Here is a 21,679-nt window from a genome sequence, read left to right on the forward strand (position 1 = left end):
CGGCCTCCTGCAATACCGCCTCCCACCTGGCAAGATGTCCGGATCAGCGGTCTGACGATTTCAAAAAGCCGCGATTCGCCCCATACCATCACCACCGGCACGGACCACGTCGGCGACAGGCGAGTCCGGTAGCGGAAAGGTGCGGTGAACGGCGGTGGCGGCAGAAGGAGGTCAGGCGACCCCCAAGCCCGGCCAGCACCAGCCGAAGCGCTGGTACCAGACGCGGCCGTCTCCCTTCCCCTGGGAGCAGGCTGCCCTCGACTACATCAAGCAGCGGATGCCGGCCACGGCTCCGCACTATGCCTGGGCAACGTTCTCCTTCACCGCGATGAGCGGCCGCATCAACGAGTGCGACCTGTTCATCGCCACACCCCGTGGCCTCTATCTGGTCGAGCTGAAGGGGCACCCCGGCCGCGTCGTCAACAGCGGGGACACCTGGAGCTTCCATGCCCCCGACGGCCGGGTCCGTACGATCCGCAATCCTCTACACCTCACCGACCTGAAGTCGAAAGAGCTGAAATCGCGCCTCCAGGAAGCGGCCCGCGAGCTCTATCCGAGTGTGCGCATTCCCCGGATCGACCCCGTCGTGTTCCTGTCCGACCCTCTGCTCCAGAGCGAGTTGGACACGGTGCAGCGCACGCATGTGTACGGGCGTGACGGCGTCCGGAGCGGCCTTTCGGGTATATGGGACGACTTCCTCAGCCTGCCGCCGGAGCGAGAGAGCTGGCGGATCAAGGAAGACGACTTCGCACGGCATCTGCCCGAGCTGATGAAGAAGATCGGGGTGCGTGCATCCACCGCCCACCTCGACTTCGGCGACGGCTGGAGGCTCTCCTCGCGCCCCCTGGACGCCGGGCCCACCTGGGAGGACCGGCTCGCCACGCGCAAAGAGATGATCCACGAGGAGGGCCGGGTCCGGGTCTATCTCGTGGAGCAGCAGGCGAGCGAGGAGAGGCGGCGCTCCGCCACCCGCGCCGCCGAGCGCGAGTACCAGGTACTCCAGGGCATCGCGCACCGCGGTATCTCCCAGGCTGTTGCGTTCCGCCAGCACCAGGGCGGCCCGGCGATCCTCTTCCGCCACCGGGAGAGCGATCTACGGCTGGACAACTACCTTGCTGTTCACGGCCCGAAGCTGTCGGAAGCCGTACGCCGCGACATGGTGCGCCAGCTCGCCGAGGCCGTACGCTACGCCCACCGCCGCTCGCTCTACCACCGTGCGCTCGCAGCCCGTTCGGTCTACGTCAGCGCCCGGGAGAACGGCAGCGACCCCGTCCTTCGGATCATCGACTGGCAAGCGTCGGCCCGCGACTTCGACACCACCTCACTGCGCTCGCTGGGCGAAAGCTCCTTCACCGGGGAGCACATCGAGGACGCCGCCCAGTGCTACCTCGCGCCCGAGACCGACGCCGACTATCCGGACCCGGTAGATCTCGACGTCTTCGGTCTCGGAGCCGTGGCGCACCACATCCTGACCGGGATGCCGCCCGCCGAGACCCGTACTGCCCTCAAGGCGCGACTCGCAGCCGACGGCGGACTCCACCTGTACGCGGTCAGCGACGCCATGGATGCCGGTCTCGACGAGCTGGTGTACGCCGCGACCCGAGCGTCCGTGGACGATCGCCTCGACTCCGCCGACGCCTTCCTCAGGCAGCTCGACGATGCCGAACAGGCCAGCTCCGCACAGGCCGTCGCCGTAGAGGCAGACCCGCTCACCGCCACCCCCGGCCAGGCTGTCGACGGGGACTGGACCGTCGAGCGGGTACTCGGTTCGGGCGCGACAGCTCGGGCGCTGTACGTGACGCGCGTCACCGAGGACGAGCGCGGTCGCCGCGTGGAGGAGGAACGGGTCCTCAAGGTCGCGCTGGACGCGGAGAAGAACGAACGTCTGGCCTCGGAGGCGGTGGCTCTCCAGCAGATCAGCAGCGGCCGCATCGTCAAGCTTCACGAAGGCCCGCGAACGATCGGCGGCCGGACCGTCCTCGCCCTGGAGTACGCCGGTCCTGAGACTCTCGGTCAACGGCTGGCCAGCCTCGGTCAGCTGGGCTACGAGGAACTGGCGTCGTTCGGCGAGGACCTGTTCACCGCCCTGGACGACCTCGCGGCCAAGGGCCTGCGCCACCGCGACCTCAAGCCCGACAACCTCGGGATCAAGGTCCGGGACGACGACGAGCAGCAGTTGATGCTGTTCGACTTCTCCTTGGCCAATGTCTCCGACCGCGACATCAAGGCGGGCACGCGCGGCTATCTGGATCCCTTCCTCGGGGATGCCCGGCGCCCCATCTACGACGACTATGCGGAGCGGTACGCCGCCGCGGTCGTTCTCCACGAGATGGCCGCCGCCGAGCGCCCCATGTGGGGCAATGGCACGGACGACCCGCAGACGGCCCTCAAGGACGACCTCCCCGTCCTCGCGACGGACTCCTTCGTGACCGTCCTGCGGCCAGGACTCGAGAAGTTCTTCGAGCGGGCGCTGCACCGTGAAGCAAACCGCCGGTTCGAGTCACTGCGGCAGATGAGGGACGCCTGGCGATCCATCTTCACGGAGGCCGACCGCACCCAGCCGCCGCCCGTATCAGACCCGGTCTCGCTGCTGGGCGGCGCGGGCCGGCAGGAGGGCCTCTCCGACGATGACATTCGGGACCTGTACGCGGAGAAGGCGAAGCTCGGCACGACGCTGAGGGACGCGGGGCTGACCGAGCGGGCGGCCGCGGTGGCCGAGGAGCTCGGAGCGGTGACGGTCGGCGAGCTGCTGGACGTTCCCTCGGCTCGCTTCCGCGGTAAGCGCGGTATCGGCGCGGTGGTCAAGAAGGAACTCAACAGGCGGCACCGCCAGTGGACGGCTGCGCTCCGTCCCAAGAAGCCCAAGGCGGCAGCGGTTCCGGTACGCCTCGTGGTGCCTGTGCCGGCGGACGACAAGCTCGGGGCCGAGCTTGAAGCCCGTCAGGACGTAGAGCACTTGGCCGAGCTCCTCAACCCGGTGCCACCGGGGCGCAAGGACAACAAGCGCCCACAGGTCGTCGCGGCCTGGCTCGGGCTCGACGGCAAGGCGGAGTTGGGTTCCTGGCCCACCAACCGCCAGGTCGCGGAGACGGTGAAGGTCTCCGAGTTCACCGTCTCGAAGCACCTCAGCGCAGCGATCACGGAGTGGGCCGACGCGGGTTGGATGAACGTCCTGTGTGGCGAGCTGGTGGACGCCGTCCGGGACGCGGGCCGCGTGATGACCGCTCGCGAGCTGGCACGGGTACTGGCTGCGAGCCATGGCTCCGAGAGCGAGTCCACGGAGGGCACGGAGGGGGCCGCGCTCGCAGTTGTACGAGCCGCTGTCGCCGCCGAGACTCTCCTCACCGGGCGCGACGAGGACCATGAGCCCCGGCTCGCGCAGATGCGGCGACGGGGGCGGCTGATCGTGGCCCTGGAGTCGCTGGACGGCTCCGACGACCCGACGTCCGATGAGCTCGCCGCGTACGCCATAGAGCTGGGCGAAGCAGCGGAGAAGATCGCCACCGCAGACCCCCTGCCGGGCCGGGCCGGTGCGCTCCGCGACCTGCGGGCGGTGCGCACGCCGGAGGGCATGGACCCGCTGCCGGACGCCCGGCTCGTAACGCTAGCCGCAGCAACTTCCTTGGGCGCGGCTGCCTCGCCCCGGCTTGAGCTGTATCCGCGCACGTTGGAGTTGTGGCGGGCGCTGCAGATCTCACAGGCGGCGGCGGGAGTACGGCGCGAGGTAGGCATCAGTTTGGAAGGCCTCCTCTCCCGGCTGCGCTCCCGCTTCCCCGAGATGGTGATGGGCAGGCCCACGTACGTCGAGGTCGAGGACGCGCTGAAGAAGGCCGGGTTCCCGCTGACGTACGAGACAGCGGAGGCGCGCTTCAAGCCTCCGGTGCCGGTGTCAGCGGTGGGCGGCAGCAGCTGGCCCACCTCGACTGGCACGGTGACCAGAGCCTCTCGCGTACTTGTGGCGGGAGCTGCCGGGGGGCGCGAGCCCTCGGCGCTGCTCGCCGCGAAGCTCAACTCCGCGATACGGGAGGGCGGTTTCCTCGCGCTGAACGTGCACGTCAAGCGGCTGCGGGGCGAGGTCGGCTCAGTTGCGGACGCGGTCGCGGAGGCGTTCCCGGTGGTTCCGGTCAACCTGGCGCGGGTCTTCCTGGAGGAGTTCCGGGCGCTGGCGGGCGAGCACGGCACGGACTGGTCGAAGGTGCTGGGTGCGGACACTCGGTACACAAGGAACAGTGAACTTCCGGGCGGGCTACGGTCGTTCGTGGTCCGGGTGTGGCCGAGGGTCGCGGCACGGCTGGAGAAGGCAGCCTCTCTAGAGCCCGGGGCGGTGCTGTTCGTTCACACCGCAGGGCTGCTCGCCCACTACTACGAGGCGGGCGGGCACGAACTGCTGGTGGGACTGCAACATGAGGCCCGCAAGCCGGGTGGCCCACCACATGGGCTGTGGCTGCTCACGCCGTCGCACAACCCGCAGGGGGGACCGCAGTTGGACGGGCGCACGGTGGAGGTAACCGGTGGCGACGCGGAACGCGTGGTACTGACCGAGGACTTCCTCAAGAACTTGGCTGCACATCGAGAGGGTTTGGGACTGTGAGCGCGCGCAATGGTGGTCAGGACGGTCTGCTGAAGGACCTCCGCAAGCAGGTCACGCTCCTGGAGGAGGATCTGCGGGCGCGGAGCGAGTCGGTGGAGGAGTACCGGGACCGGCTCACGAACGAGTACACGCGGGCCTATGCGGCGGACCGTACGGCGGCGACGTACGAGTCGTGGCGCGATGAGCGGGTCACGCAGGTCGCGGCGGCGTGGGTGCTCGGTTGCGTGTTCGTGCGGTTCTGCGAGGACAACGGGCTGATTGAGCGCCCGTGGTTGGCGGGTGTTGGTGAGCGTCTGAAGGACGCGGAGGACCACGACGCGGCGTTCTTCGCGGCGAACCCGGAGAAGAACGACCGCGACTGGATCGTCGCGGCGTTCGACCACTTGGCAGGGACCAACCCGACGGTGGCGGGTCTTTTCGACCGCGCGCACAACCCCTTGTGGGAGATCACTCCTTCGTACGAGGCAGCGACGGCGCTGCTGAAGTTCTGGCGGCGGGTCGATTCCGACGGTGAGCTTGTCCATTCGTTCGTGGACGGGGACTTGGATACACGCTTCTTGGGTGACCTGTACCAGGATCTGAGCGAGCACGCCCGGAAGACGTATGCGCTGCTCCAGACTCCGGTGTTCGTGGAGGAGTTCATTCTCGACCTGACGCTGGAGCCGGCGGTGGAGGAGTTCGGCCTGGAGCCGGTCGTCAAGATTCGCGAGCACGGAATCTACCGGGAACTCCCAGCGGGATTGCGGACGATCGACCCGGCGTGTGGTTCGGGTCACTTCCTACTGGGGCTCTTCGAGCGGCTGTTGGCGAAGTGGCGGGATGAGGACAAGAACGCGGATGACTGGACGCTGATCCGGCGGGCGCTGGACGCGGTGCACGGCTGCGACAAGAATCCCTTCGCAGTGTCGATCGCCCGGTTCCGTCTGTTGATCGCTGCGCTCAAGGCTGCAGGTGCCAGACGGCTTGATACAGCTCCCGGGTTTCCGATCAACGTGGCAGTGGGTGATTCCCTGATCCACGGTCGCGGTGCACCCAAGCGGGAGTCGGAGACCATGTTCTCCCTGTCAGGGGAATCCCTGGAGACCTTCTTCTATCGGCCCGAGGACATCGACAAGTACGCGGAGCGTTGCGACCTGATGACGCGCGACACGTACCACGTGGTCGTGGGCAACCCGCCGTACATCACGGTCAAAGACAAGCAGGAGAACCTCAACTACCGGGTGTACGAGTCCTGCTCGGGCAAGTATGCACTGTCAGTGCCATTCGCTGAGCGGCTTTTCCAGCTGGCGGTGCGGACGTCTGGGTCTGCACGGGATGCGGGGTACGTCGGACAGATCACGGCGAACTCCTTCATGAAACGAGAGTTCGGCAAGAATCTGATCGAAGTCTTCTTCCGTCTGAAGGTCCACCTGACGCACATCATTGATACGTCGGGGGCTTATATCCCTGGACATGGAACACCGACGGTTATTTTGGTGGGTCGAAACTACGTACCGAGACCCGACGAGCCCATTCGGGCGGTGCTGGGAGTACGGGGTGAGCCAACGCAGCCTGAGGTTGCCGAAAATGGGCGCGTTTGGTCGGCGATTACCAAGCAAGTTAACAAACCTGGCAGTGAGTCCGAATGGATCAGCGCAGTAGACGCCGATCGCCGAAGTTTCGCCCCTTACCCGTGGAGCCTTTCAGGTGGCGGCGCGAGCAACCTCATGTCGGTTCTGGTTCTTGGCACCCAACCACTGGACTCCCAGGAGGGAATCTCAGTCAAAATTCACGCAATCCTTGGAAACAATGATGCGTTCATGGCGAATCGACCAACCCCTCAATGGGCAACGACATCCGCACCGTTCAAAATGATCGCCGCTGGAGACAACGTTCGCGACTGGTCGACTTCCACTCGATATGCATTGTGGCCGTACACCGATCACATCGAGGCAGACCACTTGCGCGCATCCCCAGCATACTGGCCGTGCAGAACTGAACTGCAGAACGGCCTGGTCTTCGGCAAAACGCGCGAGGAGCGGGACATGGCATGGAATGAGTACGCCATGTTGTCCAGCAGCGCCGAATTCAATGACTCGCTAATCACGTTCTCTTGCGTAGCAACGCACAATCATTTCTCCCTCAGCGATAAATCCCTGCTGCACAATCAACATGCGCCAGTAGTTCAGTTCCGCAAAGGGAAAGAATCTGGTAACCCGATCGCGCTCTTGGGAATCCTAAATTCATCATCCGCGTGTTTTTGGCTCAAGCAAGTCAGCCAGCCAAAGGGCGGAACCGATAATTCGAGTGGCGGCGGTAACCGCTGGAGCCCAGAGCCCTGGATTGAGCGCTACGAATTCACAGGGACCAAACTCAAAGAGTTCCCCCTCCCCGCCCAACTTCCCCTCCGACTCGGCCATAGCCTCGACACCCTCGCCCAGGAACTCGCCACCTACGAGCCCTCTGCCGTCTGCACCGCTGATGCGCCTCCCACCCACGCCCGTCTCGCTACAGCCCACGGCACCTGGACCCATACCCGCCAGCGCATGATCGCGCTACAAGAGGAGTTGGACTGGGAGGTCTACCACTCCTACGGACTGCTCACCGACGTCGAGAAAGCCCGCCTCACCGCCCCCTCCCCCGCACCCACCACCATCCCCCAAGTGAAGCTCGGGGAGCGGGCGTTCGAGATCGTTCTCGCGCGCAAGCAGGCCGCCGGCGAGATCGAGACCGCCTGGTTCGACCGCCACGGGTCCACCCCCGTCACCGAGATCCCCTCCCACTGGCCCGACTGGTACCAGGACATCGTCCAGGCCCGCATCGACACCATCGCCTCCCGCCGCGACCTCGCCCTCATCGAGCGTCCCGAGTGCAAGCGGCGCTGGGCCACCGACCCCTGGGAGAAGCGGGAGAAGGCCGCCCTTCGTACCTGGTTGCTCGACCGGTGCGAGGACAAGTCCCTCTGGTTCCACGTCCTCAACGACTTCGAGCAGCCCCGCACCCTCACCGTCGGCCAGCTCGCCGACGAGCTTGAGAAGCGGGCAGACGCCAAGGCGATCCTCAACACCGCCTCCCTCTACGCCGCCCACCTCGGCAAGCCCAACCTCACCCTCACCCAGGTCCTCCAGGACGTGGTCGACGCCGAGCACGTCCCGTACCTCGCCGCGTACCGCTACAAGGACACCGGCCTGCGCAAGCGCGCGCAGTGGGAAGACGTCTGGGCGCAGCAGCGCGAGGAGGACCGGACCGGCGAACGGCTCAACATCCCCGTACCGCCGAAATACACCTCCGCGGACTTCCTGAAGCAGTCCTTCTGGTCGAACCGCGGGAAGCTGGACGTGCCCAAGGAGCGGTTCGTCTCCTACCCGGACGCGAGTCCTGGCTCCGACCCGACCCTTCTCCTCGGCTGGGCCGGGTGGGATCAGCGCGATCAGGCCACCGCGCTGCTGAACATCGTCAGCGAGCGCCGCAAGCAGCAGGACTGGTCAGGCGAACAGCTCGTACCGCTGCTCGCCGGGATCAACGAGCTGATGCCGTGGCTGAAGCAGTGGTTTGGCGAGGTGGACGACGAGTGGGGCGAGGAGTCCGCCGCAGAGGAGTTCCAGAGCTTCCTGGACGGCGAGTTGGCGCGCGAACAGCTCACCCCGGCAGCCCTCACCGAATGGCGCCCGGCGAAGAAGACCCGTGCACGCAAGGCAATGACAACGGCAAAGACGGCCAAGCAGAAGGCGGCGGAAGACGATGAGTAGCGGCAACGGCGACCTCTACCTCCGGGACGTACTCGACCTGCCCGAGTCCGTGCTCGCCGGCTCCTTCAAGGTCGAACTGTCCGGCGGCTTCGACGCGACCGCCGACCGAGTACGCGAGTACGTGGTCACCCCGCAGCTGGAGCAGTCCCTCCGCAAGGCGCTCAAGATCGTTGAGGCGTCCGTACGAGCGGGGTCGTCCGACGCGGCGTACCTGCACGGATCGTTCGGCTCCGGTAAGAGCCATTTCATGACCGTGCTGCACGCGATCCTCTCCAACGACCCTGCCGCCCGCACCAAGCCAACGCTCCAGCCGATCATCGCGGACCATGACGCGTGGCTGCGGGACCGGAAGTTCCTGATGGTTCCGTTCCACTTGGTCGGTGCGACGGACCTCGACTCGGCGATCCTCGGTGGATACGTCCGCACGGTCCAGCGCTTGCACCCGGGCGAGCCCGTGCCGCCTGTCTACCGGGCAGATGCAATGTTCGAAGATGCACGCCGCCAGCGGGAGTTCTTCTCCGATGACACAGAGTTCGTCCGCTGGCTCGGCAACCCCTCGCTGCCGAAGGAGACGAACACCGCCTCGCAGGATGCCGCCGATGACGAGGGCGACCTGGTGGACCTCGACGTCAAGGAGGCTCCGGAGGTCTGGACCCCGGCGCTCCTCAACGACGCCTTCGACGCCACCCCCGGAGAGAAGGTCCGCAACTGGCTGGCATCCGCGCTGATTTCCGGCCCGTACTCCTCGTACTCCCTCAGTGCGATCGGTGCGAAGAACGCCTTCCTGCCGCTGGAAAACGGTCTCGACATCATCAGCCAGCACGCCAAATCCCTTGGCTACGACGGGCTGATCCTCTTCCTCGACGAGCTGATCCTCTGGCTCCAGGCGCATCTGCGGGAGCGGACCTTCGTCAATGACGAAGTGAACAAGCTCGTCAAGCTGATCGAGTCCGGTACGGGTGGCCGCTCCCTGCCGGTCATCTCGTTCATCTCCCGCCAGCGCGACCTATCCGAGCTGATCGGCTCGGATGCGGTCGGCGCTGATGCCAAGAACCTGGAGCAGCAGGTCAAGTACCTGGCTGGCCGTATCGACCCGATCAGCCTGGAGGACCGCAACCTCCCGGAGATCATCAAGGAGCGGGTCCTCAAGCCGAAGGACGACACCGCCAAGGCCGCGCTCGAAGCCGCCTTCGCCCGGGTCGAGACGTCCAACCAGTCCGTACGGGATGTGCTGCTCGACGCCAACGGCGCCACCCACGCGGACTGGGCCGACTTCAAGGCGCTGTACCCGGTCTCGCCCGTCCTCCTCAATGTTCTGGTCGCACTCTCCGGTGCGCTCCAGCGCGAGCGCACCGGTCTCAAGCTGCTCCAGCAGATGCTCTACAAGCGGCGCGAGGACATGAAGGTCGGCGAGCTGATCCCGCTGGGCGACCTGTGGGACGTACTGGCTGAGGGAATGGGCGAGGCGTTCACCGACCGGCTGCGCAGCGAGGCCGATGCGGCAACTCGCTTCCACGGCAAGGTCAAGGACCATCTCCTCCAGAAGTACGGTTCGGCGGATGATGCCAAGTACAAGGCCGACGACCGCTTCATCAAGACGATGCTGCTCGCCTACCTCGCCCCCGAGGTGCCCGCCCTCACCCGCCTCACCGGGCCGCGCCTCGCCGCGCTGAACCACGGTTCGATCCGCTCCCGCACTGGACAGGAGGACCGGATCGTGGTGAAGCGGATGCAGGAGCTCCAGGCGGAGTTCCCTGGTGAGCTGCGCAGCGACGGCAACGACGCGGACCCGGTCTTCACACTGCATCTGTCCGATCTGGACGTGGAGCCGATCCTGGACAGTGTCGGTGAGAAAGACACGCACGGCGCCCGCAAGCGGTGGGTGCAGGAGTGGCTGTGGCGCGAGCTGGGTGTCGTCGACAATGGTGGCTTCGTCGCCGATCGCGAGATCGTCTGGCACGGTACGCGGCGCATGGCCGAGTTCATCTTCGAAAACGTGAGCGATACCCAGATCCTCCCCGACGCGCAGTTCGAGCCATCCTCGCCGGACCGGATTCGGTTCGTCATCGACTACCCCTTCGATGAAAAAGAAAACGGCCGACCCAGCGCCGACGAGAACCGCGTCCTCCGCCTGCAACGAGAGAAGCCCGACACGGCGACCATTGTCTGGCTGCCGTCCTTCCTCTCCGGCCAGCGAGGCACCCAGCTCGGCCGGCTGCTGAAGATCAACTACCTGCTCGGCAGGGACCGGTTGAAGGACTTCGCGACCCACCTGTCGTCCGACGACCAAGTGCGGGTCAGGCATCAGTTGGAGGCGCAGCGCGAGACGCTCGTTTCGCAGCTGGGCCAGGTGCTGCACCAGGCATACGGAATCGCCAAGGCCAACGAGACCGACCTCGGCGCCCAGGTTACCGAGGGCAAGCACGTCCACTCGTTGTACGCCGGGCACACTCCGCAGCTCCAGGGCGGCGGCGTCTTCGAGTACAACCTGCTGAAGCTCGCCGATGGGTTGCTGGACACGCTGTATCCCAAGCACCCGAACTTCGATCGTCAGGAGAGCCGCAAGCCGGTCACTGCCGCGAAGTTCAAGAAGGCGTACGGCTGGATCGCCAAGGCCATGGATGATGGCTCGCGCCGGGTCGTGGTCGACAGCGGTGACATCACGGACGTGGCGCGGATCGTGCATGCGCTGGAGCTGGGTGAGGTGCACGACGGACCGCTGAACGTCTCCACGGACTGGCGCCGCCACATCGACCAGCAGGCGGGCAAGCGCGGGGCCAAGGGCGACTTCCCGGTCGAGGACATCCGTGTCTGGATCGCCGAGCTCGGCTGGACGGGCCTCGACAAGCTGGTCTCCAACCTGGTGATCGCCACTTACGCACTCCTCTCGGACCGCTCCTGGATCTACAACGGGCAGGCGGAAGAGGCCCCCTCGTTGGACCAGATCGGCCCCGGCTGGGCGCTGCGGGCCCAGGAGCGCCCCAGCGAGGACGAGTTCACGGCGGCACACACCCGGGCCGCGGCGCTGTTCGGCACGAGTGTCCCGCAGATGCTGTTCGCCCGGAACGTCAACGCACTCGCCGCTGACGTTCACGCGAAGGCGGCGGAGCGAGAGCCTGCTGTCAACGGATTGCGACGGGCGCTGACTCGGTTCAGAACCGCCCTCGGTATCAGTGGCGAGGCCCTCAGCACGCGCGAGCAGTCGGTGCGCGACGCGGCCGACCTGCTGGCCCGGATCAAGCAGAATCCGGAGCCGACTCCGCTTACCCGCGACCTTGCGGCGGCAACGTATGCGAGCACCGATGTCGTGCTGGCCAAGACCATGTCTTCGGCGCAGCGCGTGCTGGATGCTCTGGAGAGCACCGACTGGGACCTCATCGAGAGTCTTCGGCAGTACACCGAGCGCGGGGATGATCTCGCCGACCGGTCCAGGCTCTTGCTCGACGAAATCGCGGAGACAGCGGCAGCCGACGAGTTCGACACCGAGCTCGCCCCGGTGCTGCGCAGTGCGCGCGGTCAGGCCGTATCGATGATCAACGAGGCAGCGCGCCGCAGCGTCGTGGCGCCCGTCGCGCCCACGCCGCCTCCGCCTGCGGAGCCGGTGGTGGTATTTCCACCTTCCGAGACGGTCGCCGAGGACGTCGAGCTGTCCGATCAGCCGAAGCCGCCGCCCAGCACCCCGGTCCCTCCGGTTGCCCCTCGCCGTACGCGCCGGGTCTCGGCGGGGTCCACCAGTGCGCTGGAGGCCGCGCTCAGTCAGGCCCTCAATGCGATACAGGACGAGATCCGCGACTACGCGGCCTCGCACCCCGGCGCCGAGATCGAAATCCAGTGGCAGGTACCCCACGCCGACCAGGGCAATGACGTACAGGCGCACGGCGGCGAGGGCTGATGGGAGCCACGGTGCCCGAACTCGACCAGCGGGTCATCACCGGACTTCTGACCACACGGCTGGCCCACACCAAGGGCCGACGGCTGGTGCTGGTCCACGGTAAGTACGTGGTGGGCGGGCCGCAGGAGTTCACCGTGCCGGTCGGCGAAGGTGAGCGTCGCAAGGTCCGGGTCACGCACACCACCTCGGTGCTCGGCATCACCGATGCATGGCAGGCTCATCTGAATACCGAGGGTTCGGATCTGCTGGTGGTCACCACCGACGTGTCCGGTGATCGGATCAGTCTCGACCTGGTGGGCGAGATGGTGCGCTCGCAGATCATCGCCGTCGATGAGGCCGACATCGTCAAGCAGCTCTTCGGCGCCGCAGACCTCGACCCTCGTATGCGGCGCGACCCATGGCTCTGGCTGCCCGGTGCGCTGATCATCGCCGAGCCGGATGGCGGCTGGCCCCAGCGTGGGGCCGTGCTCACCCTGGACGCGGCGATGCGCGCCCTCGTCGGAGTGCGGCTCGGGCCCGAGGGCGTCTTCGAGGGCGAGGCGTCGGTGGATGTCGATGCGCTGCTGGCCTGGTCCCGCACGCCCGGCGGGCCGCAGCGTTTCGCGGCGTTGCCGGAAGCCGAACAGCAGGGCATCGCCGAGTGGCTGGCGCAGAACGCGGGCGAGGCTGCCCCCGTCCTCCTGCGACTCGCGCTCAGCGGCCGTGGCACCGAGGCCACCGCGCTGGGTGTGCTGGCCTCGGTCATGAACGGGGACGCAGCGTCGGCCGATGCGGCCGTGGCTCTGGGCTCCGTCTTCGGCATGGGTTCACGCCCGCCCGAACTGCGCGCCTACGCAAGGGCCGTGGAGGGCACGCTCACCCGATGGATCGGTGAGGCGACAGGGAGGGGGGCGCAGAGCGAGGAGACACGGCAGCGGGTTCTCGACGTACTCCTCCAGGCCGACCAACTGGCTGCGGAAGCCCATCTCTCCGCTGCGCTCGCCGACAATCCCTTTCTCCCCTCAGGATTCCAGGCACGGCTGCGCCGGCTGGCCGAGGCGCTGGCCGGGGAGCCTCAAGCAGCGCAGACGGCCTGGGAACACGTACAAGAGCATCACCTTGCCTCTGTGCTCTATACGAAGCGGATCGAACTGGCGCGCATGGCCGTACGGCTGAAGCACTGGCTGGACTCGCCGGAGCCGGTGGTGTCTTCGGTCGACCAGGCTGTGCACGCGCATGTCGCCGACTGGGGGTGGGTGGACCGGGCACTGGCGCAGTTGTGGGTGGGCGACGCCGACGCCGAGCCCGTTCTTGTTGATGCGTACCGCACTGTGCACGACGCGGCACGGCGGCGACGGGCGACACTCGACGAAGCATTCGCAGCCGAGCTCGGGCCGTGGGCGCAGCACGCCAGTGCAGCGCAGCCCGGTGGGACGCTGCTCATCGAAGATGTGCTGCAGAGAATCGCCGTGAAGCTGGCGGCGAAGCGACCACCGCTTGTGCTCGTACTGGACGGGATGAGCAGCGCGGTCGCAGCGCAGCTCGGCGAAGAGTTGACCGGTACAGGCCGGTGGAGCGAACTGTCCGGCGACGGGCGACGGGCGGCTGCGGTCGCCATGATCCCGTCGGTGACTGTTGTCAGCCGGGCCACCTTGCTGTGCGGACGCCCGGTATCGGGCGGGCAGAGTGTGGAGAAGGAGGGATTCGTCGATTTCTGGAAGCAGCGCCGGCGCGCGGCCGCTCTCTTCCACAAGAGCGAGATCGCCGGTCCTGCGGGGCAGTTGCTCGACCAGCGGCTGGTCGAGGCCGTCGCATCGGATGCCGTGGTCGGTGTCGTGCTGAACACCATCGATGAGAGCCTCGACCACGGACAGCAGAGCTCGCTGGCCGACTGGTCGGTGAACCGAGTGAAGTACCTCACCGAACTGCTCAACTCCGCGCGGGGGCAGGGGCGTCCAGTGGTACTGGTATCCGATCACGGACATGTACTGGACCGGACAAGGTCCGCCGAAGGGCCGGTGACCGCCGCGGGTGTGGAGTCAGCCCGCTGGCGTACGGGGACAGCTGCTGGTGAGGGAGAGATCGCGCTGGCAGGTCCTCGCGTGCTGGAAAACAGTGGTCGGGTCATTGCCCCCTGGTCGGAGGAGATCCACTACACCCCACGCAAGGCCGGCTACCACGGCGGCGCCGCACTCGCCGAAATGACAGTGCCGGTACTGGTCCTGACTCCGTCGATCGACCTCGCACCCGACGGGTGGGCTGAGCTGCCGCGTGAGTCCGTCCAGCCGCTGTGGTGGGAAGCGAAGGCCGCCCCGGGACCGCTGCAGACCCAAGCCGCCGCTAAGCCTGTGCGGAAGGCTCCGCCCTCCAAGCCGAAGGCGCGGCCACAGGAGGGTGAGCTCTTCGCCGACGACGCAGTCGAGGTTCCCCCGGCCAGGCCTGCACCCATCGAGCAGCCGACCCCGGTCACGCTCGGCCGTCAGGTCGTCGACACCAAGCTCTACGAACATCAGGGGAAGTTCGTGCGCAGGGTCCCCGACCGCAAGGTGGTGGCCGCTGTCATCGATGCACTCGACGCATCGGGCGGCACGCTCTCACTCGCAGCAGTCGCTGGGGCCGCCGTCGCTTCGGGGGGCCGCACCAACACCCGCCCGGAAGGCTTCGTCACCGTCCTGACCCGGCTGCTGAACATCGAGGGCTACGAAGTCATCAGCCTGATCGACTCCCGGACCCGGGTCCGGCTCAACCGCGACACACTGCGCGAGCAGTTCGAACTGCCCAGGGAGAACGCATGAGCGGCGCATCCGTCAGCGCGGCCCGCCGCCGCGAGGTCATCGACGCTCTGCGGCGCGGGACCGTGCCGAAGTCGGGTCTCGACCTCTTCGCTGTCGGGCTGGACCGTTTCGCGCCCGCGCTGGACGAGCGGATCGCCACGATCGCGACGGGCAGTGCGGCCTTCCATGCCATTCGCGGCGAGTACGGGTCCGGCAAGACCTTCTTCGCCCGCTGGCTCTCCGAACGGGCGAAGCGTGCGGGGCTCGCCACCGCCGAGATTCAGATCTCGGAGACGGAGACACCGCTACACAAGCTGGAAACCGTCTACCGACGGCTCACCGAACGGCTGACCACGGCAACCGAACCTGCCAGCGCCCTGCGCTCGGTGATCGACGGATGGTTCTACACCCTCGAAGAGGAAGTGACCGAGGCCCAACCCGAACTCGCTGAAGACAGCCAGGCGTTGGAGTCCGCGGTCGAGGCGCTGCTGGAGGAGAGGCTGCGTGGCGTCGCCCAGACCACTCCCGCCTTCTCCGCCGCACTGCGCGGCTACCGCAAAGCCACACTGGACGGCGACGCGGCTACCGCTGAAGCCGTCATCGCCTGGCTCGGCGGTCAGAAGTCGGTCGCTGCCTCCGCACGCCGTACTGCAGGGGTACGCGGAGATCTCGACCACTTCGCGGCGCTGGGCTTCCTGCAGGGACTGCTCACCGTCCTGAAGGACTGCGGGCATCCCGGACTCCTGCTGGTCCTCGATGAGATCGAGACCTTGCAACGGGTGCGGGGAGACGTGCGTGAGAAGGGGCTCAACGCCCTGCGGCAGCTCCTTGACGAAATCGACGCGGGCCGCTTTCCCGGGCTCTTCCTGGTCATCACCGGCACACCTGCCTTCTACGACGGACAGCAGGGGGTTCAACGCCTGCCTCCGCTCGCCCAGCGGCTGGCAACCGACTTCTCCACCGATCCGCGCTTCGACTCACCGCGGGCGGTGCAACTGCGACTTACCGGTTTCGATCTCCAGCGGCTGGGAGAACTCGGCCGTGCTGTACGCGACTTGTATGCAGGATCAGCCCGGAATCCCGAGCGCATCGCTGCCCTTGTCGACAATGCGTACGTGGCGGAATTGGCCACTGCCATGACGGGAAGGCTCGGCGGGCGGGCCGGCATCGCACCGAGGCTCTTCCTACGCAAGCTCGTCGCAGACGTGTTGGACCGGGTGGACGAGTTTGACGATTTCGACCCGCGCAAGCACTATGCACTGACCGTCAGCAGCGACGAGCTGAGCGAAGTCGAGCGCAACGCCGCGGCGGACAGCGCCGATGAGATCGAGCTGGAGCTGCCGTGACAGGCGCGCCCGAACCTCTGGACCGGCTCCACCCCGGAGTCGTACACCACATCGTCAACACCCTGGGGTGGCCTGGTCTTCGCCCGCTCCAAGAAGAGGCCATCGAACCGCTTCTGGACGGTGCGGATGCAGTGCTGCTCGCACCGACAGCGGGCGGCAAGACCGAAGCGGCGTCCTTCCCTCTGCTGTCGAGGATGGCTGCGGAGAACTGGACGGGAACCTCGGTCCTCTACGTGTGCCCCCTCAAGGCGCTGCTCAACAACCTCCTGCCCCGTCTGGAGACTTACGCCTCATGGCTGGGCCGGACCGCGGCGCTGTGGCACGGGGATGTCTCGCAGCCACGACGCAAGCGAATCCTGCGGGATCGGCCGGACATCCTGCTGACTACACCAGAATCACTGGAGGCAATGCTGGTCAGCGCTAATGTTGACCACCGGTCCTTCTTCTCCGGGCTTCGAACCATCGTCGTCGATGAGGTGCACGCCTTCGCCGGTGACGACCGCGGGTGGCATCTGCTGGCCGTGCTCGAGCGGCTCGAACGAGTCGTCGGTCGGTCAGTACAGCGGGTGGGGCTCTCCGCGACGGTGGGAAATCCTGAACAGCTGCTCACCTGGTTGCAGGGCTCGGGGCGTGACAAGCGCGCGGCTCAGGTTGTTGCCCCGCATCTGCGCGAGGGGAATCCGGTCCTGCCGCCCCCCGGCGACATTCAGCTCGACTACGTGGGGTCCCTGGAGAATGCAGCAACGGTGATCGCCGCCCTGCACCGCGGGGAGAAACGGCTCGTGTTCTGCGAATCGCGTCGGCAGGTCGAGATGCTCGGCGAGAGCCTGCGGGCCAAGGGTGTGACCACATTCCTCTCGCATGCGTCTCTCTCCATGGATGAGCGGAGGCGGGCGGAAGAGGCATTTGCCGATGCACGGGACTGTGTGATCGTCTCCACCAGCACACTGGAACTCGGCATCGACGTAGGCGACTTGGATCGCGTCATCCAGATTGACGCACCCAACACCGTGGCCTCCTTCCTCCAGCGGCTCGGCCGTACCGGCCGACGCTCGGGTTCCACTCGCAATTGCCTGTTCCTTGCCACGAACGAGGACGGGCTGCTGAGCGCAGCAGCCCTCCTTCTGCTGTGGTCACGTGGCTGGGTCGAGCCGGTGGTGGCTCCACCGGAACCCCGGCATATCGTCGCGCAGCAGGTGCTAGCTCTCTGCCTGCAGGAACACCGGGTCGGAGACCGGCTCTGGCAGGAGTGGTGGGGCGGGCTCGGCCCCTTCGGTCCCTCCGCCGAACCCATCGTGCGCCATCTGATCGACGAGGGATTCCTGGAGCGGGACGGCGGAATGCTGTTCATCGGCCCTGAGGCCGAACGCCGCTTCGGTTACCGGCACTTCATGGATCTCACCGCGGTCTTCACTGCCGCACCAGAGTTCACCGTGCTGGCGGGCCGCAACGAGATCGGCACCACCAACCCGGCACTGCTGACGGAGGAAGTTGCCGGACCCAGGCGGCTACTCCTTGCCGGGCGGAGCTGGCAGGTGACATACATCGACTGGTCCCGGCGGCGGTGCTTCGTCGAGCCGGTTGAGGGCGGTGGCAAGGCGCGGTGGGACGGAGTCGGTTCCGGCCGTTCCGCCTCGTACGAGCTGACCCGCTCCGCCCGGGAGGTCCTGCTCGGCACCGATCCACCGGTCGTATTGACCCGCCGGGCTGAAGCCGCCCTCGCCCAGGCTCGCGACCGCAGTGCGGAGTCGGTGCACCCTGCCGGGACAGTTGTTATCCGTGGTGGTCGGGACACGAACGTGCGGTGGTGGACCTGGGCCGGCTATCGAGCCAACGTCACCCTGGCTGCCACACTCTCTGGCATTGCCGATCCGCTCCAGCGCCCTACAGACATGTACATCCGGCTTCGCGAAGACTTGACTTTGGAAGAGTGGACTCGGGCAAAGGCCTCGGCAATCGGTCAGCTCTGTCTCCCCTCAGTGGACACTCGCGCTCTCCATGGGCTCAAGTTCAGCGCCGCGCTGCCGCAGCGGCTCGCAGAGGCCACGCTCGCCGCACGTCTCGCGGATCTCGATGGCGCATCGGCTGCGCTCAAAGAACCTTCACGGTTCGTGTCCACGGGCGATTGAGCGCCCCGAAACGCAGCGCTGGCGGTGAGGCCATTCGAGAACATCCGCAGTGGGGAAGATCTGGACGAGGTCGGCGCGGCGCTTGGCTCTCCACCGAGTTCGGCCACCACAAACTCGCCGGACAAGCTCTCGGCAGCACGACGCTGATGGAGGACGGGCCGCCGAACGTGTGCAGCCCGGTTAAGAGTTGAAAAGCGAATTCACGTGCCTCAACAGCTAAATGAACGTCAACTACTGGTCCTGCGTTGGGTTGGCCAGGGGTGCCGGAAGACGAATGGGTAGGGACCGCCCACAAGCTCAGCTGCCAAGTGCTGCAGAGCCGGAGACTGGTCCAAGTATCCAAGAGGAAAGGGCAATGGTCTGCGAGGCTCACGACCTCCAGCCAGCACTTCCTGACCACGGCAGCTATCCCCCCCAATAAACCTCGCGCCAGAGGCAGCGCTCCAGCCCAGAAAGCTGAACCGCCGCCTGCGACCGTCTCCAACGGGCAGAAGGCCAGCGAGTCAGTAGCCTCGCCAGCTCCCCCACCGATCCCCGACTCCGGCCCTCGCAAGAGGAGAAGACTGTCACGGAGCAGCTCTTGGAAGAACTTGCGGAGTCGGGCGGCCGGATCGTCAAACGGGAAGCCAGCGGCCGGGAGAGAGGGATGGCCGATCCGCGTCGCCACTGCCCGGCGGTCGGGGAAGATCCCGACGACCAAAGAACTGCACGGAGGCTGGTGCCGTGACGGCTATGAGATCCGGCTGGTCGACACGCCTGCCTGGCGCTTGGCTACGCTGTCACCCATCCCTGTGCCATCACGGTACAGCGAATGCAGTACCACTTCCGCATCGTCGGCGAAGCAGCCCACCCCACTTCACCAACACAGCACAGGGGCGGAAATGCGAATTCCCTCGTCCTGCAGGAACAGGACCGAGTTGAGCATGTTCCCACGAAAAAGAAACTCGCGGACACCGAGAAGTACTCCTGGCCCAAGCCCCCTCGCTACGACTATTCCCCCGCCGACCGCATGAGGATCTGTCTCAACGGCGGGCAGCCGCACCGAGTCGGCGAGTGGGCTGACACGGCCGCGCGCCCTCTTAAGGACCAGCTCGCCGAGATCGTGCAGGAGGTCGACCTCCGCGGACTGGCAGCCGAACGCAAGCGTCTGGCCGACGTGGAGGAAGCACAGCCGAAGCGCCTGCGATGGGAGGCCGCGAAGCCGCAGGCGACGATCGAATACGCGGAGGCATACCGCATCCGCCACCTCGAAGCACAACACTCGGCACGGAGGCACGCAGCGGGCCCGGTCGAGTACGTCGGCGCACTCCGATTTCACGCAGAGTATCTGCCGACCCGACCGGCCAGGGGCGATGCCGAGGCATGGATCGCGTGGGCCGAAGGACACGCGCAACGCCTGGATCCGCTCAACGGTTCACCGTTGCTACGGAAATCCCCGAGCCTCGCGCAGAGGACCTTAAGCCGTTCATGCGTGGCTTGAGGCCCTCCGGACCCATCTATTGAACGCCCGCTCCACCCGGCGGCCAGCGGGCCCGCCGCCGCGGACGGCGACGGCGAAACCAGCCCAATTCTCGTCAAGTTTCCACAAAGCCAGACCTCGAAAACTGCATGTACCGCCCAGCGTGACCTGCACGATCAGCCACCTGACGCCTCGCCAGAACGAGCGTCATTTGAGCGCCACGAGCGTCATTTCAGCGTCAAGGTATCGCCTGTAACGCCCACACCGCACATAACGCACACCACTCGAACCCGCAGGTCAGACGGCCTTTGCGGCGGGCTCAAGGATCGCGACGCATTCAACATGATGAGTCATAGGAAACAGATCGAACGCCCGCAGCGTCCGCGCCCTGTACCCCGCCTCCGCGAAGTACGCCAGGTCTCGGGCCAGGGCTGCCGGGTCGCAGGCCACGTAGGCGATGCGGCGGGCGCCCAGGGCTGCCAGGTGTTTGACCGTCTGCTTGCCGGCGCCCGCGCGGGGCGGGTCCAGGACGATCAGGTCGGCTTCGGTGATCTTCGTGCGGGGCAGGACCTGCTCGACCTTGCCCTGCTCGATGCGGACCCGGGGCAGGTCGGCCAGGTTGTGGCGGGCGTCCTCGACGGCTCGCTTGGAGGACTCGATGCCGAGGACGGCGCCGGTCTCGCCGACGCGCTCCGCGATCGCACCCGCGAACAGGCCGACGCCGCAGTACAGGTCGAGCGCCATCTCGCCCTTGCGCGGCATCAGGCCCTGCATCACGGCCTTCACCAGCGTGTCCGGCGCCTGCGGGTGGACCTGCCAGAAGCCGCCCATGCCGACGCGGTAGGTGCGGCCGTCCGCGCGCTCGCGGACGAAGGCCCGGCCGTGGACGCGGTGGACTCCGCCGTCCTTCTCCTCGACCCGGAGGACCGAGACCGGCTTGTCCAGTTCGACCAGGGGGAGGCGGCCGCCCGGCCGCGGGGTCAGGACGACCTGGCGGTCGTGCGAGCCCGACGCCGCGATCGCCTCGACCGACGCCAGCTGCGGCCACTCCCGCTTCTCGATGCCCAGTTCCGACACGCCCGTCGAGGCGATCATGCAGTGGTCGACCGGCTCGACGTCGTGCGAGCGGTGCTTGCGCAGGCCCGCGCGGCCCTCGTCGTCGATCGCGTACTGGACGCGGGTGCGCCACGCCGGGACCTGGCCCGCGGGCAGCTTGTCGCCCTCGGCGGGCATGACCGTGCCGTCCCAGCCGGCCTCCTCGGGGGTCAGGCCCGCGAGCCGCTGGAGCTGCTCGGCGATGACCTCGCCCTTGAGGCGGCGCTGGGCGCCGGGCTTGGCGTGCTGCCAGTCGCAGCCGCCGCACTTGCCGGGTCCGGCGAAGGGGCAGGGGGCCTCGACCCGGTCCTTGGACGCCTCGATGATCCGCACCGCGTCGGCACGCAGGAAACGCGAGTCCTCCTCGCCCTCGGTGACACGGGCGACGATCTTCTCGCCGGGCAGGGCGTGGCGTACGAACAGGACGCGGCCCTCGGCGGTGCGGGCGATGCAGTGGCCACCGTGCGCGACGGGGCCGACCTCGACCTCGTACTCCTCCCCGACCAGCGACGACAGCGACGGCTCGGGTGCGTTCTGCTGCATGGGTGGGTGACTCCAGAGTGAGGGGAAAGACGGCGGCGGCCGGGTGAACAGCCCACCAGTCTACGTGGGTGTCGCCCGGCCGCCCACCACAGGCACGGCTCGGCTCCCGCACGGGTGTCCCCCCGACACCCGCCACGGTCACC

At 67.0% G+C, this 21,679-nt stretch carries 8 protein-coding genes; 7 read left to right on the top strand and 1 reads right to left on the bottom strand.

Features of this window, described 5'->3' with window-relative positions; genetic code table 11:
* The first annotated feature begins 154 nt into the window (after positions 1-154).
* The 7 genes from pglW (at position 155) to OHA17_RS10245 (ending at position 19,919) form a co-directional block, all read left to right on the top strand.
* Positions 155-4,591, top strand: coding sequence for a BREX system serine/threonine kinase PglW (gene pglW / locus OHA17_RS10215; protein ID WP_406506013.1), 4,437 nt, complete (start codon positions 155-157; stop codon positions 4,589-4,591).
* On the top strand, positions 4,588-8,319 hold the full coding sequence (pglX, locus tag OHA17_RS10220; protein ID WP_406506015.1) for a BREX-2 system adenine-specific DNA-methyltransferase PglX: 3,732 nt from the start codon (positions 4,588-4,590) through the stop codon (positions 8,317-8,319). Before pglW ends, pglX begins: the two co-directional genes overlap by 4 nt.
* Positions 8,312-12,211: a PglY protein gene (locus tag OHA17_RS10225; RefSeq protein ID WP_406506017.1), complete on the top strand. Its 3,900-nt coding sequence runs from the start codon at positions 8,312-8,314 to the stop codon at positions 12,209-12,211. Before pglX ends, OHA17_RS10225 begins: the two co-directional genes overlap by 8 nt.
* Positions 12,212-12,222: 11 nt before the next feature.
* Complete coding sequence (pglZ, locus tag OHA17_RS10230; protein ID WP_406506019.1) at positions 12,223-14,985, top strand: BREX-2 system phosphatase PglZ; 2,763 nt, start codon at positions 12,223-12,225, stop codon at positions 14,983-14,985.
* A complete protein-coding gene (gene brxD, locus OHA17_RS10235; RefSeq protein ID WP_406506021.1) occupies positions 14,982-16,310 on the top strand; it encodes a BREX system ATP-binding protein BrxD in 1,329 nt (442 codons plus the stop codon). The genes pglZ and brxD overlap by 4 nt, the downstream gene beginning before the upstream one ends.
* Complete coding sequence (locus tag OHA17_RS10240; RefSeq protein WP_406506023.1) at positions 16,307-18,439, top strand: DEAD/DEAH box helicase; 2,133 nt, start codon at positions 16,307-16,309, stop codon at positions 18,437-18,439. The genes brxD and OHA17_RS10240 overlap by 4 nt, the downstream gene beginning before the upstream one ends.
* 811 nt (positions 18,440-19,250) lie before the next feature.
* Entirely contained in the window at positions 19,251-19,919 is a 669-nt protein-coding gene (locus OHA17_RS10245) for a hypothetical protein (RefSeq protein ID WP_406506025.1), read from the top strand.
* Between the two features lie 276 nt (positions 19,920-20,195).
* Here OHA17_RS10245 and OHA17_RS10250 read toward each other — a convergent pair whose 3' ends face one another.
* Positions 20,196-21,536 carry a class I SAM-dependent RNA methyltransferase gene (locus tag OHA17_RS10250; protein WP_406506027.1) on the bottom strand — a complete coding sequence of 447 codons (1,341 nt, stop codon included), beginning with the start codon at positions 21,534-21,536 and terminating at the stop codon, positions 20,196-20,198.
* Between the last annotated feature and the right edge of the window lie 143 nt (positions 21,537-21,679).

Origin of the sequence: Streptomyces sp. NBC_00212 (assembly GCF_045206365.1) — a bacterium.
Taxonomy (GTDB): domain Bacteria; phylum Actinomycetota; class Actinomycetes; order Streptomycetales; family Streptomycetaceae; genus Streptomyces.